Here is a 25050-nt window from a genome sequence, read left to right as displayed (position 1 = left end):
GCCCCTAACAGAATACTGGCCGATACATTCTTCAATCCATCGGCCAGTTACTCCTATAGTGTTACAGCTCTTCTTCAATAAACTTCTGCATTACTGTTGATATTTTTAATGCATCAGCTAACTCATCCAACCACTGACGTTCCTGGTCTGTATCTACAACAATGGTAGACGCCGCCAGACTATACATCGTCTGTGCCACCATTGGATTATTCACACTACGAGTAAGTTCATCAATGGTCTTAGGAGCATGAAGCTGCATGATAATATACTGTTTTTCTTCTTTATCAAGCCCCTGCTCCTGAAGTTTTTCAAGAATCCGACCCTCTTCTTCAGTGTCAAGTTCCCCATCCGCATGGGCTGCTGCAACCATTGTCTGTATAAGTGTTACAGCAAGATCCTGTTCCCCACTTCCGTCCACCGTAGCCCCTTGTGGTACTACAGGCATTTCAGGCATTTCAGGTGGAGTGACTGCTCCCCCTGGAATTGGAGGTGGAGTGCCTGACGCTTGTGATTGTGGTGGAACCGGTGGCATCGACTGGGGTGGAACATTACCCGCAATAGACTGTGATGGAGATGCACCTGATTGTTGTTTGTAAATTTCATAGGCGCCTACCCCCAATCCTATGGCAGTCATCAAACCCTTTCCAGACGTAAGACCTCCAATTAGCCCCCCTAAGAAATCATCACTCTTGTTACGCTTCTTCTTTTTTCCAGTTGATTGCATAGCACCGGACAACACCTTGCCAAGCAACTTTTCTGCATCAATCATATTCGTTTCTCCAATATCTGACCACCATACAACCAACACATTGTGAGCCTTTTGTAAAAGGCTCACGTTGTATTCGACTTATATTTTCCCACACACCTTAAGCATAATGGCATTTTGAATATGCATACGGTTTTCCGCTTCATCAAATATAATTGAAGCCTCGGACTCCAATACTGAGTCGGTGGTTTCGACCCCTCTTTCTGCAGGCAAACAGTGCATAAAGAAACTCTTTTTACCTGTGGCGGCCATCATCTCATCATTAACCTGAAACCCTTTAAAACGTTCTTTACGCTCATGAGCTTCCGCCTTCTGTCCCATGGAAGCCCAGACATCAGTGTATACAATGTCAGCATCTTTTACCGCTGCCATAGGATCATGGCTGATCTCAAGCTCTGAAAGACCAGCTTTTTTAGCGTCATTAAAGGTTTTCTCATCTGGTTCGTAATCACTCGGGCAGGCACAGACAAAATGCATTGGTAACCGTTCTGCCATTTTAAACCAGGAGTGAACAATATTATTTCCATCCCCTACATAGACAACCTTGAGGTCATCGAAATTTTTACGGTGCTCGAGGATAGTCAACATATCTGCCATAATCTGGCAGGGATGGTTATAATCGGTAAGTCCATTAATGACCGGGACAGATGAATACTCAGCCATAGTCAAAATATGCTCATGGGCAAAAAGTCGTGCCATAATTACATCATTATAGCCCGCAATTACCCGGGCAATATCTTTAACCGCCTCACGCTTACCAATGGAAATATCAGATGGTCCAAGATAAATAGCATGCCCGCCCATACGTGAAAATCCTGTTTCAAAAGAGATGCGGGTACGTGCAGATTCTTTGGTAAAGACCATTGCCATGGTGTGATCTTTGAATGGTTTGTAATCCTCACGACGCTTGAAACGCTCTTTTACCTCTTTTGCGATGGCAAATGTTTCATGAATTTCGTCTGCTGTAAAATCTGTTATATGCAAAAAGTCGCGCTTCAACGTTGTTTCTCCTTGTATTTGCTTCTCCGGCACGAATAACGTAGGCAGAAAGGAACAACTCCCCCCTCACTGCTGCTGACCGGCTCGATCTTCAGCGAACAAATATCTCTATTCGCTGACCAGTAAACGATTTAATGTAAAGAAAGACGATAGTAAGTCAAGTAAAATGGCACATTTCAGGGTGCTTTGAAAATTAATACTACGACAAAGACCGAGACATTTGTAAAATTTCCCCCTTACTTCTTCACATCCCTGGCTTGTCTTTTGATATGGAATTATATATACCCAAGATACCAGATAGCAAACCGAGCCTATCCTGAACACAAAAGAAAAATGTTAAAGAATCAAATTGTTGTCATTCGCGGCGGAGGTGATATCGCCACTGGAACCATTCACAGGCTCAATCGCTGTGGCTTTCGTGTACTCGTTCTCGAATCAGATGTCCCAACTGCGATCAGACGCACCGTCTCATATTGTGAAGCCATATATGATGGGCAATCAACCGTCGAAAATGTATCAGCAATACATGTTTCCACGATTGAACAGTGCACATCCGTCTGGGAAGACAATAAGGTAGCTGTGTTCATTGATCGGCTTGCAGGGTGTGTACAACAACTGCAGCCCCTTGCCGTCGTAGATGCCATTCTCGCCAAAAAAAACTACGGCACGACTATGGATATGGCACCTGTCACCATTGGACTCGGGCCTGGGTTTACAGCAGGAAAAGATGTACACGCAGTTATTGAAACTGCTCGTGGCCATAGCCTTGGAAGAATCATCCTCCAGGGAAAGGCACTCGCGAACACCGGCATACCAGGAACCATTGAGGGCTACAATAAAGAGCGAGTCATCTATGCCGGTAATAGTGGGACAATACAAATTATCCATGATATCGGAACTAAAGTAAGACGTGGTGACGTTATAGCCATGATTGACAACACTCCAGTTACAGCGCCTATCAATGGACTCATTAGGGGGATGATACGTAATAATTTCCGAGTCCATAAAGGACTGAAAATTTCAGATATTGACCCACGGACAGAGGAGCAGAACAACTGTTATACAATCTCTGACAAAGCCCGCTGTATAAGTGGTGGCGTACTTGAGGCACTGCTCTTTCTGTCCAATACTACAGACACCTGAAATCACATATAATCCAAAACCATACAATTAGTATAGTCACAGTTCCACCTGATCTTTATTGACAGGAAGCAAGATGTTGATATACTGCCCAAATTTGAATATTCTAAGTCTATAAATAATCCGTAGCATAATCTCGGACAGTATCCGCACACAATGACTTTCAAGCTGTTGTTGTTTTAAGATATTTTCTATAGATCAGTTAAAAACAATACAGATTCTAACAAAAACAGTTTACCACAATATTTTTTTACTCCCCCTATTCACCCAAGTTAAGGAAAGATCACCATGGCCCAAGATTCAAGGCTCGGCACCCCCGAGCAGCTCAGAGACCCGAACTATACTCCACCCCTTGCGTCTGCTATTCCATTAGGAATTCAGCACGTTTTGGCAATGTTTGTTTCAAATGTTACGCCTGCAATTATTGTAGCTGGTGCCGCTGGATTTGGTTTTGGCTCCAACTCCCCCGACTTTCACCATCTGATCTATATGATCCAGATGGCCATCCTCTTTGCCGGCGTTGCCACACTACTGCAAACCATCGGTTTTGGCCCAGTTGGAGCTAAACTTCCCATCGTCCAGGGTACCAGCTTTGCCTTTATCCCAATCATGATACCACTGGTTGCAGGAAAAGGCGTCGATGCAATGGCGGCCCTTATGGGTGGCGTGATAATTGGTGGAATTTTCCATGCATTTCTTGCCATGGGAATCGGTAAAATCCGTTTTGCCTTGCCACCACTTGTGACCGGACTCGTTGTAACCATGATAGGCCTGGCACTTGTAAAAGTAGGTATTCAGTATGCAGCGGGCGGTGTTCCTGCCATTGGAACCCCTGAGTACGGCAGCCTTAATAACTGGTTTGTGGCTCTGGTCGTTATTATCACCACCCTGGGTTTTAAATTCTTTACTCGTGGAATGTTCTCTGTCGCAGCGGTTCTGATTGGCCTTATCGTAGGATACATTGTTGCCTACTTTATGGGCATGGTCAGCTTTGCAAAAGTTGCCCACGCGGCACCCTTTGCACTTCCCAATCCTTTTCATTTCGGTTTTGAGTTCAGCTTTGCTGCAGTTATCGGATTTTGTCTCATGGCCTTTATTTCTGCCATTGAAACAGTCGGTGACGTGACCGGAATCACAAAGGGTGGCGCAGGGCGGGAAGCTACGGCAAAAGAGATTTCAGGTGCCACCTGGGCAGACGGTTTAGGTACTGCTCTTGCTGGTGTATTTGGTTCTTTACCAAACACCTCATTTTCCCAGAATGTTGGACTCATTGCCATGACAGGTGTTATGAGCCGTACCGTTGTGACCATCGGCGCACTGTTTTTGATTGTCTGCGGCCTTATCCCTAAAGTTGGTGCAGTTATCTCTACCATCCCCATTGAAGTTCTTGGTGGTGGAGTTATCGTCATGTTTGGAATGGTTGTAGCCGCCGGAATTTCCATGCTTTCCGATGTGGACTGGAATCGCCGCAACATGGTTATTTTCGCAATTTCAATCTCCATAGGCCTTGGACTTCAGCTAGAGCCTGGTGCCCTACAGCATCTTCCCGGTACAGCTAAGGTACTCTTTTCTTCCGGTCTTCTGCCTGCAGCCTTTCTTGCAATTTTCCTTAATCTGGTTTTACCTCAGGAGATCGCAAAGGACCAAACTCAAATGGTCTCAGGTGGACTAGCCAAAGATGAGAAGACAAAATAGCCGTCTATCAAAGCATCTATTAACATAACAAAGCCCTCTGTTCTTAAGCATAATCAGAACAGAGGGCTTTGTCTTTTCTTCAACCCGTCAGAGATAATCTTCCCATTGGGTAAAACTATCACAAATAGCTGTTACATCAGAACCTTTTGCAAGTGGCTCATCAGTCGTTTTTCAGCAGTAAATACAACAGGGCCATTCGTATATAGAGGCCATTAAGCGCCTGCTCAAAATATCTGGCTCGAGGATCATCATCAACCTCTGCCGGTATTTCATCAACCCGTGGCAGTGGATGCATAATGATCGCATCCTCTTTCATAGTCTCTACAATTTCTTTAGAAAGAATGTATTTACTCGCAGCAGCCTCATAATCATCTATGGAGTGAAATCGCTCTTTTTGCACTCGGGTCATGTAGATACAATCAGCCTCTTTGGCAACTTCTGCAAGGTCTGACTCTTCCCGCCATTGCACTTCATATTTATCGAGATATTCCTTAATATCAGCCTCCATCTTACACACAGAAGGGGATACGAAGATAATCTCAACACCCTCATACTTGGTCAGGAGATAACAGAGGGATCGAACCGTTCTTCCATAGCGTAGATCACCTACCATGGCAACCTTAAGACTTTTAAACTTGGGGAAGGTATCAACAATGGTATACATATCGAGTAAGGCCTGGGTTGGATGCTGGCCTGCACCATCCCCCGCATTGATGATAGGAATATCCGAGACCTCTGCTGCCCGTACGGCACTTCCAGCTTCATTATGGCGCATAACGATGACATCGGCATACCCATTCATGATTTTAGTGGAATCTGAAAGCGTTTCTCCCTTTGCTGCACTGGAAAATTCACGGGCATTTTCAGTTGTAATGACCGATCCACCCAGGCGCAAAATGGAACTCTCAAAAGAAAATCGAGTACGAGTGGAGGACTCATAAAAAAGCGAGGCCATGATTTTCCCGTCAAGCGCCTTTGCAAATTTTCGTTCTCCTGCAAGATCCGCCTTCATCTGATCTGCAACCTCGAACACAATCTCCAACAAATTACGATCGAATTGCTGGGATTCGACCACATGTTTGAAAGGAAGGGCTGTCATAGTTGTTCTCCTTACGTGTTTCTCTAACCCGCACTTCTTTACGGCACTATTTGATTCGGGCTAAGCGACTAGTATTATATAGTGAAAAAGCGATTACATCGTTTCATTGGGAAAAAAATTTAAACCGCTACAAACTATTACATACCGCCCAACACAACAAGGGTAAAACTCATCTTCCTATAAATTACATGCTATATATTATTCCTTAGGCTCGACAGAAACGAGTATGTTTTTCTGATGGGTCATTCCAGTGCTGGCTTTTGCTGTTAAGGTCACATGATATGTACCAGCCGACACAAAGGTGTGCGAAGCAATAGCACCTTTTGCCATTTCACCGTCACCAAAATTCCAGTCATAACTGTTCATAGGACCTACAAATTGTTTGGAATCAAACTTTATCTGCAGTGGGGCCTTACCTTCAAAGTCAACTTCTTCTACAACCTTCAAACTCTCCGGCAGCAACGCCTCATTTTCTCCTCCCGTAAAGGCAGTTAACAGTGATTGTTCTTTTGATTCTGAAGCGGTTGAAATACCATCCGATAAAGCAACAATTGTTACTCCAAATATACATAGAACAGCTGCTGCTATTTTTACTCTATTATTGTTCTTACCTTTTTTAATCATTTTCATGGCTGTAAATCCCTCAAGTCCTATGGCCTCATTATTTCAACAACCGTTCCTCTCCCGAAGAGGCTCCGCTTGTATGGCCTATATCTGAGCTCTGCCAGTGGCAGATACTGTTTCATATTTTCACTGAAAATAAGAAAGCAATTCACATGCCAAACCCTCAAAAACGCACTAGTCACTTATTTACAGTAACTTAATCGACATACCACAATCGCATATCAACAATAATTGCACCTGATTCAGAACCATCTGAACTCTTTTTGCACTACCTGTGCCCCAAAAAAAAAGGTTTCAGCTTAACGCCGAAACCTTTGGAAGAAAAACATATGGAGAGAAACATTATCAGGCGACGAGATCCAACTGCTGCATGGTCACAACCTGACCCGTTTCCATAACCGCAAGACCAGTCTCTTTAACCTGACCGAGCATTACGTTATCGCTATCATTTACCGAAAACAAGGTTTCAACATGGCCAAGATAAAAAGCACCTACACCTGCCTGACCGAGTCCCATCAGCTGTTCTTCTCCAAGCTGATCCCTGGCCCAAATCCTTAAGCTATCATAGATATCATCATTTTCGTCGATCCAGTTATTTCCATCGGTATCGTATTCGGCCAGATCTGCGAAGCCGTCCCCGGACAATGCTCCAAAGAGTTCGCTTCCATCATTTATTTCCCCGTCGCCGTTTTTATCAAGGGCAAGAAATCCGCTTCCGGGACCCACAAAACCAATCTGATCCGACTGTCCATCTGCATCAATATCAAAGTGAAAATCCCTCTGAGTCACCTCAGCAGCACCTCCTGAGAAATTGACAACCAGAGGATCTTTCAGAGCATCACCAGCCCGAATGTTTACATTCTGCTCGCTATAAAATTCACGACTCATGGACAGGCTGACATTAAAATCAATTTCCCGGCCATCCTCTGTTTTAATAACTCCTGCACTTTGAAACTCGGTTTTTTCATATTCGTAGTGGGATTCATGGTAGTCATAGACCATTCCAAAACCCTCACTTTCTTCTGCTGGCACAACAGCTTCTCCTTCACTGGCTGCAACAACAGCGGATTCATCAAAATTGCCCTGATTTGCTGAAACAGGTTCAGCTATCTGAAATTTTCGTCCCGTAATCCTTTCAAACATGGCTTGAAGAACACGCATATTCAGACTTACAGTATTTTTTTGATCATCTGGTACTTCCATATCAGTCTCACTCACCTGACGGTTTCTCATATGACCGTGACGACCTAAAGAGACTTTATCGTTTCCCCGCTGAACCTGTTCAACGGACGAATTTAACTCACGTCCTCTACCTCTATTTGCTCTGGATATGCGTGGTTCTTTATCTCCATTCCAGACGGTGAGAGATTCACGTTTTTGATGCATTTCAACTGAAGTTCGCTCAGAAAAGAGCTGTATTGCTGAATCAGAAATTATCATTTTGGAGCCCTCCTTGGCTTTAATGTAGAATTCAAGCTATCTCAGTCATCCTTGACTAATAAAAGCTTTTCACACTTATCTCCATCGGCACCTTATAAAGATATCTTTAGGATGAAATAGAAAAAATGGAATTGTCCTTACAATGCCTAGCTGCCAAAAACCACAAACACACAATATTTTGTGTTGACTAAAAAAGCATATACCATATAATCAACATCAATCTATATTGGTGCGCTTTAGTCCTTAGAAATTCATTTCTCGAAGTATACGCTTATTTGTTTTTTATGAATGAATTTCGTGAAGGTACTTACCCCTTGATCAGGGCTAGAACAAGCGCGGCAACAGGGAACCTGGTGAAAATCCGGGACTGTCCCGCAGCGGTAAATGAAAACGACCACCATCAAAAGCACTGGACGATGTCTGGAAAGCGATGGTCAGTAGGCAAGTACAACCCAACGTTCATGAGTCCGAAAACCTGCCAATATTCCATACCCATCATTTTACAGCCTTCGTGGAAAGGGAGTAAACCATGTCACAAGTACTGCCGCAGCCCAAACCTTTTACCGCTATTTTTTCTGCTCTTTTTACTGGCGTGAAAAAAAGAAATCAGCAGATCGTTTCATTTGAATCTGAAAAAATTACCGAAGCCATCTGGAAAGCCGGCCAGGCAACTGATGAATTTGACAGACCAGAAGCAAAGAGGCTTACAATCAGAGTGCTTAACCTTGCCCAGGATCTCATTTCAACCAGTACACCATCAGTAGAAGATATTCAGGACCTTGTAGAAGAGACTCTTCTATACTCTCCCTATAAAAAGACAGCTAAGGCCTATATACTCTACCGGGATCAACGAACTAAAATGCGGGAGTTGATTGAACAAGCCGATATCCAGCTCATAGACAATTACCTCGACCGTCTCGACTGGCAGGTGGAAGAAAACAGTAATATGGCTTATTCGCTCCAGGGTCTTAACAACTATGTTGCCAATGAAATCAGCAAAAACTACTGGCTCCACAGGATTTATCCACAGGAAGTAAGTGCTGCCCATGAATGCGGAGACATTCACCTCCATGACCTCGGGCTTCTTTCAGTCTACTGCGTCGGATGGGACCTTCAAGACATACTGAAAAATGGATTTAGAGGAGTTGCAGGAAAAGCTGAGTCAGGGCCTGCCAAACACTTTCGCAGCGCTCTTGGCCAAATTGTGAATTTCTTCTATACCCTTCAGGGAGAAGCCGCTGGCGCCCAGGCTTTTTCAAGTTTTGATACTCTTCTTGCCCCATTTATCAGGGCGGATAAACTCAGCAAAAAAGAAACGCAGCAAGCAATTCAGGAGTTTATATTTAATCTCAATGTTCCTACCCGTGTGGGGTTTCAAACACCCTTCACTAACCTCACCATGGACTTACAACCACCAGCAGCTCTTGCTGCACAACCAGTGATAATTGGAGGAGTTGAACAGGCTGAAAAATATGGGGATTTCCAGCATGAAATGAACATGATTAACGAAGCATTTCTTGTGGTAATGTCTGGGGGCGATGCAAACTCAAGAGTCTTCACCTTTCCCATCCCTACCTACAATATCAGCGACGAATTCGACTGGGACAACAGTGACCTGGACTCACTCTGGCATGTCACTGCCAAATATGGCATCCCCTACTTTGCAAACTTCGTAAACTCCGATCTTTCAATGGATGATGCCCGGTCTATGTGCTGTCGTTTACGGCTTGACACCCGGGAACTGGAGAAACGGGGTGGAGGCCTCTTTGGTGCAAATCCACTTACTGGCTCCATCGGTGTTGTAACCATCAACCTTGCGGCCATTGGATTCCAGGCAAGCACCAGGGATGAGTTTTTTGAGATGTTACAAAAGCGTCTCCTAATTGCCAAAGACAGTCTTGAAATAAAACGTAAATCACTGGAACGGTACACAGAAAAAGGCCTCTACCCCTACACAAAATACTATCTAAGAAAGATCAAAGAACGCTTTACAACTTACTGGGACAACCATTTTTCAACCATTGGTATCATTGGAGCAAATGAAGCCGTACTTAACTTACTGGACACTGACATAGGTACAAAAAATGGTCAGGAGTTCGCCCTTGAGATTTTGCAATATATCAGAGAACAACTGCAAAATTTCCAGGAAGAAACCGGAAATCACTACAACCTTGAGGCCACCCCTGCAGAAGGAACCGGGTTCAGGCTTGCACAGCTGGACCAGAAGCGCTTCCCTGAGATGAGTGCAGGGCTGACAACTGAAACCAGCCCAACCATTCCAATTTACACCAACTCAACCCAACTTCCGGTTAACTATAGTGATGATATTTTTCATATCCTGAATTTACAAAATAACCTACAGGCTCAATATACCGGAGGGACAGTTCAACATGTATTTCTAGGGGAAGCCGCGCCGGATCCAAATGCTGTTAAACTTTTTATAAAATCAGTGTGCGAAAACTATCAGATACCATACTTCACCATTTCTCCATCATTTTCCATATGCCCAACCCATGGATATTTAAAGGGGGAAGTTGAGACCTGTACCACCTGCAACGAACCTACAGAAATATACTCGAGAGTTGTTGGATATATGCGGCCGGTTAAACAGTGGAACGCAGGAAAACGTGCCGAGTTTTCAAAGAGAAGCCATTACCAGATGGAGTCCTGCCCATGATAATTGGTGGCCTACAAAAACTATCTCTCTGCGATTATCCTGGAACTCCTGCAATAGTTATCTTCCTGCAAGGCTGCAATTTTGCCTGTCCATTCTGTCACAACAGGCCATTACTTGCGACAAGCGCTGGCCATTCATCATTAAGCGCCGAGGATGTCCTGGAGTATTTAGAAAAGCGGCGTACAACTGTCTCAGCAGTTGTTATCTCAGGGGGGGAACCAACAATACAGAAAGACCTTGTTTTCTTTGCAACTGCCATTAAAGCCTTGGGCTACAAGGTCAAACTTGACACCAATGGCAGCAAACCGGAGACCATTTTCAATCTGCTTAAACAAAACCTCATTGATTATATTGCGATGGATATAAAAGCACCGTGGGACAAATATGAACTCCTTGCTGGGACAGAGGTTAATCTCGAACGAATAAGAGAGAGTATCAACAGTATTGTAGAGAGTGGTTTACCCCACCACTTTAGGACAACCCACTTTTCACCAATGCTCTCAGAAGATGATCTCAGTCTAATTAAAACGTCCCTGCCGAAAAAATCCAGGTATGTCGTGCAACCATTTAAAATCAATGATCAATCAACAAATCTCCACTAAACACCTTGGCTTATTACAAATCTGAACACTAACCTATAGTAATCAAGATGCCCCTCAGGGTGAATCAACCTGAGGGGCATTTCATTGTTATCGTTCTATACAATCTATTTTCTGGCTAAGCTTAACCAGTGATCACTATCACTTGGTAACATCTCTTAAACGCTCAGCTTCTCTATACACATCCTCATAGGTATCAATATGGCCACAGGGATTTTCCCAATTATCTAGAGTATAGCTCCGGCCAAACTCTCTATGTTCACGTGGCACGGTTATGCCTCTAGGGCCACCACACTGAGGACAATTATTGAGTATTTCTACTTCAACAGGATAGTAGGTCACATCATCGCCACCATTCCATTTATCGTGGTACATTATTTTAACTTTCATAGCGTGATTTCGTTCCTTATTTCATCAATATGTTGTCAATACAGATATTTTATTTCACATAATATCCATTATTAATGGTGTAGACAAGACTAGCTGTGTCTAACCTGGATAACAAAGTTGATTGACGTAAATAGGGTAAATTAAAGAAAGGTTACTACCCGCCGTGGTATTGGAAATACCGGTAATCAAGGCAGAGAGAATCAGATAATTTTGGTTAGGAAAAGTCAAGAGTAGAACAGAAATATTACTTAAATTTACAACCGACCAACTCGCAAATATGAGGGTGAAAAACTTCTAGAATAGTTTGAAGTGCGCATTACCCTCAGAATCAATTCGGTTTTTTCTTACCTTTCTTAGCGACTGCTGCCAACAAGATAAGTCCAATACCCAGCAGGAGCATAGTCTCAGGCTCAGCTGTCGAATTACTAAGCTGGAATACTTGGGCCTGCCCACCCAAACTCTGACTGAAAGGGTTACTTATTTGAGAACCATAACTGCTTGTTGCGGTTCCAACTAGTAGCACAATGGTTGAGACAATAGATTTGAGATAATTGAATGCTTTTGTCATGGGGTCAGTTCTCCTTAAGCTTACGCTACATCTTCTGAGCATATAGTATTGCAAACTGAAGGCCACCCTACCGAACGACTCACAAAAACACCACCTAGAATGCTGTTTTCATTGCACATATAAGACAACAACTGAGACGACAAGAGATACTCGAACACAAAAGGAGTTCGCTATTCAGGAACACACGAATCTGCAGTTCGAAAAAACGAACAAAGAGTTACAATAAATAGACCTGAGCTACGATATTGTAGAAAATAATTAAGAATGACACAAAATATGGTCAGGTTTAATATAGTGATTGAGATACAATACGACTGATATTCTTTTTACTGTTCAACAGCCTTTTGGGTAAACCGCATCCCAACCTCAAAAACATTAGACTCAACCTTACTCGCCAGACACCACATTACAGAGCCTACAATACTGAGCGTTGCAGCATCGCCAGTTTCCCAAAGAGTCTTCCAATCAACTCCATCACCATCAAAAGCTGCCAGATCCAACTGAATAAGTAATGATGTATTTTTTTCCAAAGGCTCATCAGTTACAAATCTCAGACCAGCAACACTGTAATCAAGCATCGAACCTTTCAAGCTTTGTGTACCATTATCATCAACCTTGACTTTTGTGTAATGAAATTCATTTTCCTTTTCAATCCGATCAACTTCACGTCTCTCATTATTCATGCAATCTCCATTGATAAAGAATAATCAGTTCAAAAGCTTACTCCTAAGCTATCTGCAAAACGGAGATATTGAGCCGGGTGACCCCATACTCCAAGATGGTTGTTTTGCAAGTGGCACTCATTATCTTATATCACACGAGCATTATCTTTGGCCAATATAGTTAAGTAGAAACCCCACCAGACTCTTAATAGAGCAGAGAACAATGCTTGTAGCCGTGATTCATCTATACATCGTTTCAGGCAAGAAGTGGCCAGGGGCAAATTCTACTCAGATTGTGCCATATTCTTTTTCATTATATCGAATGCACGGGCCAAGTCTTTCTGAAAAAGCTGAATTACCTGGTAGTTGGTGTAAAACTTCCCTTTACAGTTGACCAACTCCATATCAGCCTCTGTGACTTTATTCCCTGCTTCCCCAGAGCGCACAATCTCGTAAGCAAAATAATCTTCAGAACAACTCTCCCACGCAATATTTCCCATATTCTCTTCAGGAACTTCCATTTCAAGAGTGTATTTATTCACTGAAGCATCAACACAACTAAAGAATGTTGCAAGAAGCTCTTTTGAGCTCTTACCAGCTGCCACCTTACTACCAAGGGCCTCATCGTCAATTGAATACGCAGGGGTAGTAAGCAATGCAAATGTGAGACTCAGTACTGTGGCAGTAAATAGCTTTTTCATAGTTCCCTCTTGTGGACATCTGAATATTATATAAATAGCTCTATCAATTAAAGAATATTTGTTCTTGTAGCAGTTACTCCTGAATATATCAAGAAACAACATTTCCCCGCCCCAATGGTCAAGAAAATGAGACTATTTCAGATTCCACAGGAGTCCTGGGTACAAAAATAAGCCCCAGGTGTGCTGATACTTCAAGGAAACACCTAATGTACCACGGAAAATTAATCTATACCTTATTCAGATATAACATAGCTGTTTTTCCCTTGCGCCTTAGCTGCGTACATCGCCTTGTCAGCTAATTCGATCAGCTTGTCTGTATCCATGTCTTTGCCAGCTAGAGCAATACCTATTGATGCAGAAACTGACGCTACCCCCTCAGACAGATTAAACGGTTGTTGCAACCTGTCGAGTACCTTTTGGCCAAGCCGACTCAGCTCCTCACTATTACCAGGTTCAAGAAGGAGAACAACGAATTCATCACCACCATGACGTGAGACAGTATCACTTTTCCTGAATACTGTATTTAAACGATCAGCCGTCTTAATAAGCAGCTGGTCCCCCGCCCCATGACCAAACTTATCATTAATGGCCTTAAACCCGTCCAGATCGATGAAGAAAAGGGCGACACCTCGCTGGGTACGAGCATTGACTTTCAGAGCTTTGTCAAGCCTATCAAAAAAGAGCGATCTATTAGCAAGACCGGTTAACTGATCGTGAGTGGCGAGTTGGCGTAGCTTTTTCTCCAGCAAAAACCTCTCTTGTATCTCAACCTGTAACTCCTTGGTACGTTCATCAACCCTTTCTTCAAGGTTATTCCGAACATCTTCCACCTGTTTCGCCATATCGTTGAAGCTTGAGCAGAGCTTATCTAATTCAACGATTGTTGTGTCCTCCTCAGGTGTGACCCGAACACTCTTTTTATTTTCTGCTAAATCAGAAGCTGCTGTAACTATGGAGAGAATTGGCTTGGAGATGAGTCTGGACAACCAAAAACCTATCAGAAGTGAACATAAGAAACCAATACCCCCAATGACAAAGGCAACTTTCTGAACCTCTATAGCACGCTCCTCAAGCTCTGAAATTGGTTGTGGAATCATTACCCCCCAACCGGTTGATGGAACAACGGAATAACCGGCGATCATATCTGCCTTAACTGCCGGAGAAAAAAACGTAATGACCCCTGTGCCTCCAGACATCATTTTTTGGGCCGGTGTAAGCTTGGAAATATCTTTCATCTCCGCCTGCCACTCCCCTTTTGGATGTGCCAGTAAACGACCTCGATGATCAATTATAGCTGCGTGTCCCTTTTCACCAAAAGTGACAGCTTTCTGAACTGTAACGATATAGTCTGTAGAGAGAGAGGCGATAACAGTCTCCCCAGAGGGTGCCCCAAAATAACGCAAATAGATGGCAGGCTTCCCCTTTTGATCTGGCATTACTCCTGACATCTGTATCTTACCAACAGTTTTCCAGTCCGTTTCATTCAATGCAGCCGCCACTCCCTGCAGTGGCAAGTAATTAACATTTCCGTAACGAAGCTGTTCGGTTTCTTCTAATCCTCCAACTGTGGCCACCATTGTGATCCCGATTGTCTTTAAAAGATGCCGATGTCCTGTATCAAGATTATCTTCTAAATGGTTACTAATATCAGTTATGATCGCCTCAACATCAACCGCATATCGTGTTAATGCACCTGTTAAATTCTGGGCGAGAAGCAGATGGATGTCATTTACAGAATTCAGTTCATTATCATAGGTACTCTGCTTTGACCAGATCGCTAGAAAAACAAGAGGTACAAGAGCTACAAAACTAAAAATACCTAATAAGGCTATCTTTAAACGGACGTTTATCATAATGGTCGTTTCGTAAATAGTTACATCAAAATTCAACACCTTTGAAGTAACTATATAACAACTTTCGCCATGCACAAAGCTCTGTACCTATTTTTGCCCAGAAACCCTATAGCGCAACATATCTGCCACCGCCAAGCCTATCGACGGGATGCACTGAAGCGCCCTCCATGATTTCTATCAGGTTAAGAGACAAATCTTTACACTGCTTTTATTTGCTTTTTTTCGATTCACTCTCGCAGAGGTAAGTAGTATTTACGTTTTGAACAACGTGTAAATTAGCACGCTGATCTACAAATGATAAGAAAACTTCTGAGCTTTTGATTTGGCAAATCCTTGTGGTAATAGGTAATAAAACAGGATAAAGTAGATCTAAAAATATAGCATTGCGTGGAGCTCTTTCACGTGCCTCATTTATTTGTAGTTATACTTTTTAAAAGGTGGATAAATGTCCAAGTATAAAAAAACAATTACTTCATTTTTTCTTATACTGTCAATCTCACTCAGCTCATCATCTATAGTTCACGCCGCAAAAGACAAGATCAGTCGCCTAGAACAACCTGACCCGGCAGTCATGACTGCTGATCTTGTTCTTTGCCGTCCTCTGGGATTTGTAGCATTGTTAGGTGGCACTGTCGTTTTCGTAGTTTCGTCCCCATTCTCTGCCCTAGGAGGTAATATCGACGAAGCCTGGGATAGCTTAGTTGTTATTCCCGCCGAGTACACATTCAGCCGTCCCCTCGGCCAGTTCGATTAAGAAAAAATAGTATTCTGAATATATTTTTGTGATTAGATATCTGCCTGTTCTTACTTTCTCGATATAACTAATGGCCTGTGTACGAGCCTTACCAAAAGCCGCGTGTGGATACTGCCCTATTGTTTTTCTGAATGTACGTCCTTCATGCCTCACTTCAGCTATCAGCTTGATAGATCCGGATGGATTCACTTTGCCTACAAAACCTTTTACCTCTGTGTCTCGAATGAAGTATGGAGTTAACTTTGGGTGAGCTGACTGGAGTATTCTTGCTGTAATGGTGATCATTCTAGCCGATCTCCTGGTAGATTTCTGGTAGATTAGAACGACATACTCTGAGGTGCTTTAGAGCTAAAGTCACCATCTTCGGACCCTACAAACAACAACAGCGTAACCCCTAGAATATCTAAGAATTACGCTGTCTTGGCATTGGTGCCGGAGGTCGGAATCGAACCAGAAACATATCACATATATTATCAGGAGCTTACCGGCCACAAAACAATTCGACTGCAAAAACACACCCGCCAGTACACCCTTTATGCATTTAATAGATCAGCGCTAAACATTTGCTTGGCCTATACACATAAAGCGCCCGACACGTCCCTAAATTAATTTGCAATATCCTGTGTGACTTACAATTAACTAAGAAGAAGATGAATCACCAGTGAAGAACTGTGGGGTAACTTATTCCTCGATAATCTGGTATCAATCTTTTACTATGTCACAAACCAATAAAGGCAAAGCCATTTCTGACTCTGCCTTGGTATTTCGAATTTTAGGAGTATTATTTTCTCTTTCTTCGTGCAACTCCTGCCAAACCAATCAAACCTGTACCAAAAAGAAGCATGGTAGTCGGTTCAGGTACAGGGGCAGCGATAATCTGGCTTTGTTTATATGATGTTGGGTCACCAATACTTTCTAAGTTCAATACCTTCACCGTACCAACCCCAGCCATAAGATCATCAGTATTAAAATTAGAGAACTTATAATCTACAAACGCCTTAATCTTTATTGCCTCTGCAGTCAAACTACCAGTGAATAAAGGAGAAGAAGCCCCAAATTCGCCTTCATAATTCCAGATTACCAATTGAACATCATTCGCCCGAGCTGCATCGGTTCTGATGATTTCGCTATCCGAACCGTATAAGTAATTCCAGAACAACCATTTAGTTTTGTTCGACAAGAAGTCTTTACCGTCAGCATCAGCGCCCCCACTGCCCAGCTCAGCATAATCAGCTACGTTAGCTATATTAAAACGAGTATCTAGAGATATATGCTCAGAATATTCTACACAAAAACTAGTAAATTGATCTATCGATTCAGTCCCACCATCAGCGTAGACTTCAATAAGAAATTCACCTCCTCCATTTGCACCTCCTTTTGTATCAGATGTACGAAAGAGTTTAACATCCTGGTCACTACTTGGCAAAGAGTGAGCCGTGCTACCAAATACAAAAACACAACCCAACATTACTAATAAAGTTAATAATTTTTTCATTTTTTACTCCATGCTATTACTTTTTCCATATTTTGTCCCAATGTTCACTCCTCACACTTTTGCAAACATCACGCCTAGGAGCTAATGTTTTTTGAAAAAAAAAATAACACAAACTGTTCCTGACACTTGAATGAAATAATTAGTAATCCAAAAATTAATAAAACACCAATTTCCACTACACGTTTTCCGGATAAATGACTATTTTCCTAAAAAGTGGAAAAGATCGCTTTCATTATGCAATAGTAGTTGCTTCTGTGAACAAAATGCTAACGCCCTATGTCTATTTCGCTGGTGTACCCATAAAAAGAGACACTTGGTCATGAATTTTATTCTCCATACTTTTATTAACCCGGCGGGCATTTACCCACACGCAGCATGTTTAATGGAAGGATGTTCAAAGTACTTTACGACCCTTGCCGGTTTTTTCTGTATCATTCTCATGTGACTTATCACCTTACCCTTTAAATCATCTTTACTTCTAGATGGAGATGATGTTCTTATTCCAGTTTTTAAGTCACAGTTCAAATACTCATCTGGGTTGAGATCTGGCGAGTACGCGGGCAAGTAAAACACCTCTATTTCACTGGAGTGTCTTTCCAGCCAGGCCTTGACTAATTTTGCGTGATGTACACGTAAATTATCTAGAATTACAAAGATCTTTCGCCCTGCATCTTTGATTAATCGTTTCAAAAAACGTAGTAACACACGTGCCCTCATATTTTGTTCATACATCATGAAACGAACCAGACCTTGATTGTTCACTGCAGAAATCATATTTAATGAAAACCGCTTCGCATTGATTACTACTGTTGGGGTTTTACCCTTGGGCGCATAACCACGGCTATGCTGACAATCATTTCTAATACCAGTCTCATCAGCCCAATAAATTTCTGCATTTTCAATTTTAGCCTGTTTCTTGATATTGGGATACGTGACATCCAACCATTGTTTTACAGCCTTAGGGCTTCGTTCATAAGCTCTTTTCAATGGCTTTTGCGGTGTGAACCCCCAACGCTTCATATAATCGCCTATAGTGCGAACAGCTATTTGCACCCGCCACATTTGATAGATTACTGACTGGATAGCTTTCCTGTTCCAAAGAGCGAAAGGAAGTTTTAACTGCTGGGGATTTTTCTCAACCAGTAACTTTTTAAGTACCGCCTCTTGTGCCTCCGTTAACAACCGTTGCTCAACAGAACCACGGCCTCTTTTTTTCAATTTGATGGCGGCATCACCGCCAGTATTCCATGCACGTATCCATGCACAAACAACTGTATAGTGAACACCAATTATGCTGGCTATATCTTTCCTTTTTGTACCTTCTCGGAAAAGCCGGATTGCCTGATCACGATTATGTTGCAAAACCTCTTTGGGTAGCTTTCTTGAGTCATGTTTTTTCATGTCCTCAATATAACATACTTATGAGTATTTGACCACCAGGTTAATAGCTCCCCCCAGGTCGCGAGCTGGTACACACAAAAGTTTTACTTGCAAGCCGGTGTAGGGAAAATCGTTAAATACAATTACCATCCCCCCACCCCAATAGAATAAGTGTGGTTCTAAACGATTACTTCTTACGAGAAATAGTAGTAGTAGGCTTAAAATATTTTTGTGATTAGAGACAGACTGCACACGAGAAATACCCTCATAGCTATTGGGTAGAAGGACCCGCGAAAATCCTTACATCATCTTCAAAAGGCTTATTTAGGGTGTAACTTACAGTGAAACCGCAGGGTATTTGTGCTGTTAACTTCAGTGTTAACCGGTGCAATGCAAACCAACAACTACACTTTATAATGTCTTCGCGTAGCTCCACCATCTTCTTGGTAATAGATGCTAGTGGCTTCTTAAGCCAATTTGAAAGGTAGAAGTGAACTACTTCCTGATAACACTTCAATGTGTTAGGCTTTAAGCGATCACCTTGGATGTAACTCTTTAAAAGAACCTCCAATGACATATCCACCTTTGCTTCAGCAGATTGACCTGTACAAACTTGCAGGATAAAGGCTAGTGCTCGCTTCCGTGCTTCTCCAATGGGTAGATGTGGATAATCACCTATCGTCTTTCTTACAGTTCTTCCTTGGTGCCGTACTTCTGCTATCCATCTAATAGAACCGGATGGATTAACCCTGACTCCAAAGCCTTTAACTTTTGCGTCTCTGATGAAGTATGCTGATTGCTTAGGAACTACTGATTGGAGTGTTCTGGTTGTGATAATTGTCATTCCATTCCTCACTACTGGTAGATTTCTAGTAGATTAGAATGACATACTTTGAGTACTACAGACCCTTGACTGAGATCCTTGATCGCCAGAAACAACAACAGCGTAACCCCAAATTACTTTGAGATTACGCTGTCTTGGCATTGGTGCCGGAGGTCGGAATCGAACCGACACGGAGTTGCCCCCGCGGGATTTTGAATCCCGTGCGTCTACCAGTTTCACCACTCCGGCTTAGGAGTTCGTTTATACTCCACTTTCCCGCGTATCGTCAAGGAGAAAAGACGCATCAATGCGTAAAGAATTAACGGAAATAAGTAGATCATGCAATGATTGCATTGTTTGTTATAATGCTGCACATCTTAATTGATTCAACGTCAAACGTAACTCTCCCGGCATCACCTCTCTACTCCCAACTCAATATCGGCAATACCTATCTATCAGCTGCAATTAATAGAAAATGGCTGTTTGACTTTTATATTAATTCCATTTAGTTAACAGAATTCTTTGTATTATATCAGAGATATGTTTTCTACTGAGTTACGGGATATTGACAGCATCAATTCAATAAGTTGTCTATCTTGCTGCCGAGAATCTTGTACGTGTGGCATCGACTCAAGACCTTAGTAATCCACCCCATCTTCCCCCTATCTTAGGAGCATTTAAATGTTAAAACGGTTTACAATTCTACTCTTATCAGCGTTACTCTTCAGTCCTCTTGCTGTAAATGCCAGCGCAGCTGACCAAACAGGCACAGGTATGCATATCTGGTTTGATACAGGCGGTCCAGTGGGTGGTACCTATAATACCGTTGTATACAACGGGGCAAAAGCTGCAGCTGAAGATATTGATGCAAAAATCACCTTCGTATACTCCGACTGGAGTCCTGAAAAGATGGTGGCAAATTTCAAAACTGGTCTTGCTGAAAAACCAACTGGTATAGTTGTCATGGGGCATCCTGGAGATGCTGCCTATGGCCCTTTCATTAAAGAAGCCCGAAAGAACGGAATCATTGTCACAGCAGTCGACACACCTCTACCAGAAACCCAGGCTGAATTCCAATCCCAGGGCTTTGGTTATATTGGTCCAGATGCATATAACCAGGGCACCAGCATGGCGAGAGAATGTATCCAGCGATTTGGCCTTAAAAAAGGTGACCGTGCATTTGTCTGGGGCCTCAAACGTCTTCCAACACGAGGCCTTCGCGCCACGGCAATTCTAGATGTCTTCGATAAAGAAGGATTGGTTGTGGATTATCTTGAGATTTCTCCAGAAGTCGACAAAGATCCATCCCTTGGCACACCAATTGTCGCAGGCTATATGGCCGCACATCCTGACTGTAAGGTTATGGTGATTGATCATGGCGCACTGACGGCACAGATGGAAAACTTTTTGAGAACTGCGGCTGTAAAACCAGAAGATATTAACGTAGCCGGCTTCTCACTTTCCCCAGCCACAGCTTCAGCGATCAAAAATGGTTATGTGGATCTTATTGGAGATGCTCAACCCTTTCTTCTTGGTTATTTTTCAGTCCTCCAGATTGCTCTCACTGAAAAATACGGTTTCTCCGGTCTCAACATTGATACCGGCGGTGGCTTTATCGGAGCTGACAACCTTTCATTGATCGAACCACTTGCTAAGAAAGGTCTCCGTTAAAAGAAACTCACATAACGACTAGAGCCTCGATCAAAGTAGACGCTCATATTTCATTTTCCCACTTCCAGATTTTCTGTCACTTATATCAGGAGATCTGGAAGTGGCAACTCCTATGCAAAAACCTCTGATAGAACTTACCGGAATAACCAAATCATACGGTCCTGTTTCTGCCCTAAAGGGTGTAGACCTGACCCTCTATGAAAACGAAATCATTGGCCTTATCGGAGATAATGGCGCGGGAAAATCGACCTTAATTAAGATTCTCGCAGGTGTTGAAAAATTTGATTCCGGCTACATGTCCTACCTCGGAAAGGCAATTCAGGCTAAAAAGCACAACGTAAGCACCGCACGCAGAATGGGAATTGAAACAGTCTTTCAAGATAAATCCCTCGGAGAATCTCAATCAATCTGGCGTAACTTTTTCATGGGTCGCCACCTTCACAATAAACTCGGTCTTATCCGCGTTGCCCATGAGAAAAAAGAATCCATGCGTGTACTTACAGAAATCATTGGTCTTCGTGGTGTTGGCATTTCTGCAAATGCTCCGGTTTCAGTACTATCTGGAGGAGAACGACAGGGCCTTGCCATCGGCAGAGCTATGTATTTTGATGCTAAAGTAGTTATCATGGATGAACCCACCACAGCGCTTGCCGTCAAAGAGGTAGGAAAGGTCCTGGGCTTTGTAAAAAACCTTAAGGCACAGGGGAAATCAGCAATTTTTGTTTCCCATAACCTCTATCATGTGTACGACGTCGCCGATCGTTTTCTCTTTTTCCAGCATGGAAAAATCAGCTCTGAACTGCGTAAAGAAGATGCGACTCCCAAGATCCTGATAGATACCCTTATGAAGTGCTCCTAATATGCAATCAATTGTTAATTACATGAAGTTTAATGCAGTACAGTGGACGATTACTTCTATTTTTATCCTCCTGCTTCTTGGCTTCATGTTCTTTGCTCCCCACACCTTCCTGCATTCCAGAATTTATATCGCCTATCTTTCGACCATTCCTTTTGCTGGAATGATTGCCATTGCGATGACTCTCGTTATCATCTCAGGTGATATCGATCTTTCTTTTCCCTCCGTGATGGCTGCAAGTGGCTTCACATTCGCAAAGACATATGCGCTCACCACTTCTCCTGAACTTGGTCTTGTAGCTGCTGTTACCACAGGCGCTCTTGCCGGCGCCCTTAATGGACTACTGGTCGTTGGCTTTAAGGTTCCCTCTATCATTGCAACCATCGGGACTCAATTCTTCTGGCGAGGCCTCACAGTACTTTTAGCCAGCGGTCTGGCACTGAACATGTCCGAAATTCGAGAGACAACCTTTCATTATATCATGGTGGGGCGCTGGTTTGACTGGCTACCCGCACAAGCCGTATGGTTTTCACTCCTTACTGCCTTATTCTGGCTGTTGTTAAACCGGCATATATTAGGTGATCATCTTCGATTTTGCGGAGATAACAGTAGTGCAGCCCAGATGATGGGGATTCCGGTTGCCAGGACACGGATTACTATTTTTGTCATCATGGGTATGATAACCGGGCTATCAGGCGCAATGGTCTGTATGGAAATGGCAAGTTGGTGGCCGACCCAGGGTGAAGGTTACATGCTCCTTGTTTTTGCCGCAGTCTTTGTAGGCGGAACTTCTGTCTTTGGCGGTCAGGGCACTATTTACGGAACCCTTATAGGTGCGATTATCATCGGAATGATAGAAGCCGGCATAATCAGTAGCGGACTTTCAGGTTTATGGACCCGAATGGTGTACGGTGTCGTCATTATTATTTCTGTGTCGGCCCACGCCTTTTTAACTCAATATGCAAAAAGATAATCATGGAAAATACACATCCTGCAATAGCTGAAGCACTTCTTCCTTTTAGTCGTTTGTCAGAAATCTGTCTGGCTCACCTTGCCGAGGCACCAGAACGTAACATTAAAGTTGCAGGAGTATACTGCGCCTTTGCCCCTGAAGAGATTATTCGAGGACTGGGGATGCTACCCGTCACCCTGTGCGGTAAGGATGAGAAGCCGATACCTACAGCTGAAACCCATTTACCAGCTGCCCTCTGCCCCCTTATCAAATCGAGCTATGGCTTTGCTCTTTCCGACACCTGTCCTTATTTTGCTGCCTCAAATGTCATCATTGGCGAGACAACCTGTGACGGAAAAAAGAAAATGTTTGAACTCATGGACAAGATTAAGCCGGTCCATGTGATGCAACTCCCCTATTCAGTTGACAATAATTCCGCAAGGTCACTGTGGCGTGATGAGGTAAACCGGCTCAAAATCTTTCTTGAAGGTGAAACAGGAAACACATTGACTGACGTCTGCCTCAAGGAGCAGATCGAGTTAATTAATAGTCGCAATTCAAAACTAATGACCCTTGCAAACGTCATGACAGCGCCATCCCCACCAATAAGTGGCAGGCAGGTCCTTCAAGTTATGGAGTCCCGAAATGTGGCAGTGGACATAGATAACTACAATCAGCTTATAGATAATCTTCTCAGTGCAATTGCCTCTGTACCAACAGACACCCAAAAAATACAAAAGCCAAGAATACTGATCACCGGTTGCCCGATGGGTTCAGGTTCGGATAAGGTCCTTAAGATAATTGAAGAACTTGGAGGATTAGTAGTCGCACAGGAACATTGTGGTGGGCTTAAAAGTATATTCCGTCATATCAATCCATCCTCCAATCTTATAAACTCACTCGCCGATCATTACCTGGAAACCCCTTGTGCCTGCATGAGTCCAAATAGTAGACGCTTAGATTACCTACAGACTCTCTGTACACAGTTTACGGTTGATGCTGTCATCGATGCCACTCTTCAAAACTGCCATCCATACACAGTAGAGCATACAAGTGTCGCAACTCGTATAGAAGACAAGGCTGACATTCCAGTCTTACACGTCAATACTGGCTATTCACCTTCAGACAGTGAACAGATACGAGTGAGGATTGAAGCATTACTTGAAATGCTATAGCTTTTAAAAGGTTGAATAGTAGAAGAGGGAAAAGAAGGGAGAGATAAAGGACACAATAAGCGGTACTAATTTAGTTACATAATTGCTTTATAGACCTTATACCTTTTCAAAACCTTATTCACATAGCGGCGGGTTTCTTTTATCTGGGGCACGCCACCTGTGCGGGCAACACGCCCGGGACCTGAGTTATACGCAGCAAGAGATAGTATCAGATCACCATCAAAGTTATCAAGCATCTTGCGAAAATAGCGGGTACCACCATCGATATTTTGCCGAGGATTAAAAGGGTTTGATACCCGTAGTTCTCTTGCGGTGGCAGGCATAAGCTGCATTAACCCCTGGGCTCCCTGGCTTGACACCGCCCTATGGTTAAAGTCCGATTCTACGTGGATAATTGCTTTAATCAGAGGGGGGTCAACTCGATAACGCCTTGCAATACGCTTTATCTCATAATCGTATTTTGACCGGTCTAACCGCCCTATACTGCGGGACTGATTTGACCACCTCGTATTCTTTTTCTTAAACGTATATTCTGTGCAGTTGGAACTATTGCGAACATTGGTAATGTTCACCTTTCCCGAGCTGTCCCGACAAAGAAACATTTCAGCATTAGCTTGCCCCAATCCAAAAAGCATTGGAGTAAGGCCAACACAACAACACAGAAGGACACAAACAATGTTCTTTGTGCCCTTATTATTTTTTCTGCTATGCGGGGGATGAATCATACGCAT

Annotated in this window: 24 protein-coding genes, 1 tRNA gene and 1 riboswitch; of the genes, 10 read left to right on the top strand and 15 right to left on the bottom strand. The window is 43.1% G+C overall.

Going from position 1 to position 25050, the window contains the following annotated elements; genetic code table 11:
- Nucleotides 1-61: 61 nt before the first annotated feature.
- On the bottom strand, nucleotides 62-769 hold the full coding sequence (locus ACX6CI_RS20530) for a DUF533 domain-containing protein (RefSeq protein ID WP_458775526.1): 708 nt from the start codon (nucleotides 767-769) through the stop codon (nucleotides 62-64).
- 78 nt (nucleotides 770-847) lie between these two features.
- On the bottom strand, nucleotides 848-1765 hold the full coding sequence (gene argF, locus ACX6CI_RS20525) for an ornithine carbamoyltransferase (RefSeq protein ID WP_458775525.1): 918 nt from the start codon (nucleotides 1763-1765) through the stop codon (nucleotides 848-850).
- A gap of 333 nt (nucleotides 1766-2098) precedes the next feature.
- Between argF and yqeB the strand changes: the two genes are divergently transcribed.
- Together yqeB and ACX6CI_RS20515 are read left to right on the top strand one after the other, a co-directional pair.
- Nucleotides 2099-2908, top strand: a complete 810-nt coding sequence (gene yqeB / locus ACX6CI_RS20520) for a selenium-dependent molybdenum cofactor biosynthesis protein YqeB (RefSeq protein WP_458775524.1) — start codon at nucleotides 2099-2101, stop codon at nucleotides 2906-2908.
- A 285-nt stretch (nucleotides 2909-3193) separates the two neighbouring features.
- Nucleotides 3194-4600, top strand: a complete 1407-nt coding sequence (locus ACX6CI_RS20515) for a uracil-xanthine permease family protein (RefSeq protein ID WP_458775523.1) — start codon at nucleotides 3194-3196, stop codon at nucleotides 4598-4600.
- 160 nt (nucleotides 4601-4760) lie between these two features.
- Here the strand turns inward: ACX6CI_RS20515 and pyrB are convergent, their stop codons facing one another.
- From pyrB to ACX6CI_RS20500, 3 genes are all read right to left on the bottom strand, one after another.
- Complete coding sequence (gene pyrB, locus ACX6CI_RS20510) at nucleotides 4761-5699, bottom strand: aspartate carbamoyltransferase (protein WP_458775522.1); 939 nt, start codon at nucleotides 5697-5699, stop codon at nucleotides 4761-4763.
- A gap of 198 nt (nucleotides 5700-5897) precedes the next feature.
- Nucleotides 5898-6329 (bottom strand): PKD domain-containing protein, encoded by a 432-nt coding sequence (locus ACX6CI_RS20505; protein ID WP_458775521.1) that lies wholly within the window; start codon nucleotides 6327-6329, stop codon nucleotides 5898-5900.
- Nucleotides 6330-6668: 339 nt separating this feature from the next.
- Nucleotides 6669-7763 (bottom strand): hypothetical protein, encoded by a 1095-nt coding sequence (locus ACX6CI_RS20500; protein ID WP_458775520.1) that lies wholly within the window; start codon nucleotides 7761-7763, stop codon nucleotides 6669-6671.
- A gap of 284 nt (nucleotides 7764-8047) precedes the next feature.
- Nucleotides 8048-8260, top strand: a riboswitch (cobalamin riboswitch).
- 32 nt (nucleotides 8261-8292) lie between these two features.
- Between ACX6CI_RS20500 and ACX6CI_RS20495 the strand changes: the two genes are divergently transcribed.
- Nucleotides 8293-10440, top strand: a complete 2148-nt coding sequence (locus ACX6CI_RS20495; RefSeq protein ID WP_458775519.1) for a ribonucleoside triphosphate reductase — start codon at nucleotides 8293-8295, stop codon at nucleotides 10438-10440.
- Nucleotides 10437-11042, top strand: coding sequence for an anaerobic ribonucleoside-triphosphate reductase activating protein (locus ACX6CI_RS20490; RefSeq protein ID WP_458775518.1), 606 nt, complete (start codon nucleotides 10437-10439; stop codon nucleotides 11040-11042). Before ACX6CI_RS20495 ends, ACX6CI_RS20490 begins: the two co-directional genes overlap by 4 nt.
- A gap of 138 nt (nucleotides 11043-11180) precedes the next feature.
- On the opposite strand, the gene ACX6CI_RS20485 is transcribed toward ACX6CI_RS20490, so the two are convergent.
- From ACX6CI_RS20485 to ACX6CI_RS20465, 5 genes are all read right to left on the bottom strand, one after another.
- Complete coding sequence (locus tag ACX6CI_RS20485) at nucleotides 11181-11429, bottom strand: hypothetical protein (protein WP_458775517.1); 249 nt, start codon at nucleotides 11427-11429, stop codon at nucleotides 11181-11183.
- A gap of 328 nt (nucleotides 11430-11757) precedes the next feature.
- Nucleotides 11758-11997 carry a PEP-CTERM sorting domain-containing protein gene (locus ACX6CI_RS20480; RefSeq protein WP_458775516.1) on the bottom strand — a complete coding sequence of 80 codons (240 nt, stop codon included), beginning with the start codon at nucleotides 11995-11997 and terminating at the stop codon, nucleotides 11758-11760.
- 326 nt (nucleotides 11998-12323) lie between these two features.
- A complete protein-coding gene (locus ACX6CI_RS20475) occupies nucleotides 12324-12680 on the bottom strand; it encodes a PilZ domain-containing protein (protein WP_458775515.1) in 357 nt (118 codons plus the stop codon).
- A gap of 263 nt (nucleotides 12681-12943) precedes the next feature.
- A complete protein-coding gene (locus ACX6CI_RS20470) occupies nucleotides 12944-13360 on the bottom strand; it encodes a hypothetical protein (RefSeq protein ID WP_458775514.1) in 417 nt (138 codons plus the stop codon).
- Nucleotides 13361-13593: 233 nt separating this feature from the next.
- Entirely contained in the window at nucleotides 13594-15213 is a 1620-nt protein-coding gene (locus ACX6CI_RS20465) for a PDC sensor domain-containing protein (RefSeq protein ID WP_458775513.1), read from the bottom strand.
- 445 nt (nucleotides 15214-15658) lie between these two features.
- On the opposite strand from ACX6CI_RS20465, the gene ACX6CI_RS20460 reads away from it, so the two are divergent.
- Complete coding sequence (locus ACX6CI_RS20460) at nucleotides 15659-15967, top strand: hypothetical protein (protein ID WP_458775512.1); 309 nt, start codon at nucleotides 15659-15661, stop codon at nucleotides 15965-15967.
- 781 nt (nucleotides 15968-16748) lie between these two features.
- Here the strand turns inward: ACX6CI_RS20460 and ACX6CI_RS20455 are convergent.
- From ACX6CI_RS20455 to ACX6CI_RS20440, 4 genes are all read right to left on the bottom strand, one after another.
- On the bottom strand, nucleotides 16749-17462 hold the full coding sequence (locus ACX6CI_RS20455; RefSeq protein ID WP_458775511.1) for a PEP-CTERM sorting domain-containing protein: 714 nt from the start codon (nucleotides 17460-17462) through the stop codon (nucleotides 16749-16751).
- Between the two features lie 360 nt (nucleotides 17463-17822).
- Nucleotides 17823-18863, bottom strand: a complete 1041-nt coding sequence (locus ACX6CI_RS20450; RefSeq protein WP_458775510.1) for an IS630 family transposase — start codon at nucleotides 18861-18863, stop codon at nucleotides 17823-17825.
- Nucleotides 18864-19113: 250 nt separating this feature from the next.
- Entirely contained in the window at nucleotides 19114-19686 is a 573-nt protein-coding gene (locus tag ACX6CI_RS20445; protein ID WP_458775509.1) for an Arm DNA-binding domain-containing protein, read from the bottom strand.
- A gap of 141 nt (nucleotides 19687-19827) precedes the next feature.
- Nucleotides 19828-19914: transfer RNA gene (locus ACX6CI_RS20440), tRNA-Leu, on the bottom strand.
- A gap of 95 nt (nucleotides 19915-20009) precedes the next feature.
- Here ACX6CI_RS20440 and ACX6CI_RS20435 point away from each other — a divergent pair.
- The 5 genes from ACX6CI_RS20435 to ACX6CI_RS20415 all read left to right on the top strand — a co-directional run bounded on the left by ACX6CI_RS20435 (nucleotide 20010) and on the right by ACX6CI_RS20415 (nucleotide 24319).
- Entirely contained in the window at nucleotides 20010-20174 is a 165-nt protein-coding gene (locus tag ACX6CI_RS20435) for a hypothetical protein (RefSeq protein ID WP_458775508.1), read from the top strand.
- Nucleotides 20175-20346: 172 nt separating this feature from the next.
- Nucleotides 20347-21336: a sugar ABC transporter substrate-binding protein gene (locus tag ACX6CI_RS20430; protein ID WP_458775507.1), complete on the top strand. Its 990-nt coding sequence runs from the start codon at nucleotides 20347-20349 to the stop codon at nucleotides 21334-21336.
- A 100-nt stretch (nucleotides 21337-21436) separates the two neighbouring features.
- Nucleotides 21437-22195, top strand: a complete 759-nt coding sequence (locus ACX6CI_RS20425) for an ATP-binding cassette domain-containing protein (protein ID WP_458775506.1) — start codon at nucleotides 21437-21439, stop codon at nucleotides 22193-22195.
- A gap of 1 nt (nucleotide 22196) precedes the next feature.
- Nucleotides 22197-23165, top strand: coding sequence for an ABC transporter permease (locus tag ACX6CI_RS20420; RefSeq protein WP_458775505.1), 969 nt, complete (start codon nucleotides 22197-22199; stop codon nucleotides 23163-23165).
- 2 nt (nucleotides 23166-23167) lie between these two features.
- A complete protein-coding gene (locus tag ACX6CI_RS20415) occupies nucleotides 23168-24319 on the top strand; it encodes a double-cubane-cluster-containing anaerobic reductase (RefSeq protein ID WP_458775504.1) in 1152 nt (383 codons plus the stop codon).
- Between the two features lie 74 nt (nucleotides 24320-24393).
- Here ACX6CI_RS20415 and ACX6CI_RS20410 read toward each other — a convergent pair whose 3' ends face one another.
- Nucleotides 24394-25044 (bottom strand): lytic transglycosylase domain-containing protein, encoded by a 651-nt coding sequence (locus ACX6CI_RS20410; protein ID WP_458775503.1) that lies wholly within the window; start codon nucleotides 25042-25044, stop codon nucleotides 24394-24396.
- Nucleotides 25045-25050: the final 6 nt, after the last annotated feature.

Source organism: Desulforhopalus glucosivorans (assembly GCF_054397165.1).
This window is presented reverse-complemented; position numbering and strand designations above follow the sequence as displayed.

Coding starts and splice junctions, on each gene's coding strand:
- ACX6CI_RS20530 (WP_458775526.1), bottom strand. CDS start 769: ATGATTGATGCAGAAAAGTTGCTTGGCAAGGTGTTGTCCGGTGCTATG.
- yqeB (WP_458775524.1), top strand. CDS start 2,099: ATGTTAAAGAATCAAATTGTTGTCATTCGCGGCGGAGGTGATATCGCC.
- ACX6CI_RS20515 (WP_458775523.1), top strand. CDS start 3,194: ATGGCCCAAGATTCAAGGCTCGGCACCCCCGAGCAGCTCAGAGACCCG.
- pyrB (WP_458775522.1), bottom strand. CDS start 5,699: ATGACAGCCCTTCCTTTCAAACATGTGGTCGAATCCCAGCAATTCGAT.
- ACX6CI_RS20505 (WP_458775521.1), bottom strand. CDS start 6,329: ATGAAAATGATTAAAAAAGGTAAGAACAATAATAGAGTAAAAATAGCA.
- ACX6CI_RS20500 (WP_458775520.1), bottom strand. CDS start 7,763: ATGATAATTTCTGATTCAGCAATACAGCTCTTTTCTGAGCGAACTTCA.
- ACX6CI_RS20495 (WP_458775519.1), top strand. CDS start 8,293: ATGTCACAAGTACTGCCGCAGCCCAAACCTTTTACCGCTATTTTTTCT.
- ACX6CI_RS20490 (WP_458775518.1), top strand. CDS start 10,437: ATGATAATTGGTGGCCTACAAAAACTATCTCTCTGCGATTATCCTGGA.
- ACX6CI_RS20485 (WP_458775517.1), bottom strand. CDS start 11,429: ATGAAAGTTAAAATAATGTACCACGATAAATGGAATGGTGGCGATGAT.
- ACX6CI_RS20480 (WP_458775516.1), bottom strand. CDS start 11,997: ATGACAAAAGCATTCAATTATCTCAAATCTATTGTCTCAACCATTGTG.
- ACX6CI_RS20475 (WP_458775515.1), bottom strand. CDS start 12,680: ATGAATAATGAGAGACGTGAAGTTGATCGGATTGAAAAGGAAAATGAA.
- ACX6CI_RS20470 (WP_458775514.1), bottom strand. CDS start 13,360: ATGAAAAAGCTATTTACTGCCACAGTACTGAGTCTCACATTTGCATTG.
- ACX6CI_RS20465 (WP_458775513.1), bottom strand. CDS start 15,213: ATGATAAACGTCCGTTTAAAGATAGCCTTATTAGGTATTTTTAGTTTT.
- ACX6CI_RS20460 (WP_458775512.1), top strand. CDS start 15,659: ATGTCCAAGTATAAAAAAACAATTACTTCATTTTTTCTTATACTGTCA.
- ACX6CI_RS20455 (WP_458775511.1), bottom strand. CDS start 17,462: ATGAAAAAATTATTAACTTTATTAGTAATGTTGGGTTGTGTTTTTGTA.
- ACX6CI_RS20450 (WP_458775510.1), bottom strand. CDS start 18,863: ATGAAAAAACATGACTCAAGAAAGCTACCCAAAGAGGTTTTGCAACAT.
- ACX6CI_RS20445 (WP_458775509.1), bottom strand. CDS start 19,686: ATGACAATTATCACAACCAGAACACTCCAATCAGTAGTTCCTAAGCAA.
- ACX6CI_RS20435 (WP_458775508.1), top strand. CDS start 20,010: ATGATTGCATTGTTTGTTATAATGCTGCACATCTTAATTGATTCAACG.
- ACX6CI_RS20430 (WP_458775507.1), top strand. CDS start 20,347: ATGTTAAAACGGTTTACAATTCTACTCTTATCAGCGTTACTCTTCAGT.
- ACX6CI_RS20420 (WP_458775505.1), top strand. CDS start 22,197: ATGCAATCAATTGTTAATTACATGAAGTTTAATGCAGTACAGTGGACG.
- ACX6CI_RS20415 (WP_458775504.1), top strand. CDS start 23,168: ATGGAAAATACACATCCTGCAATAGCTGAAGCACTTCTTCCTTTTAGT.
- ACX6CI_RS20410 (WP_458775503.1), bottom strand. CDS start 25,044: ATGATTCATCCCCCGCATAGCAGAAAAAATAATAAGGGCACAAAGAAC.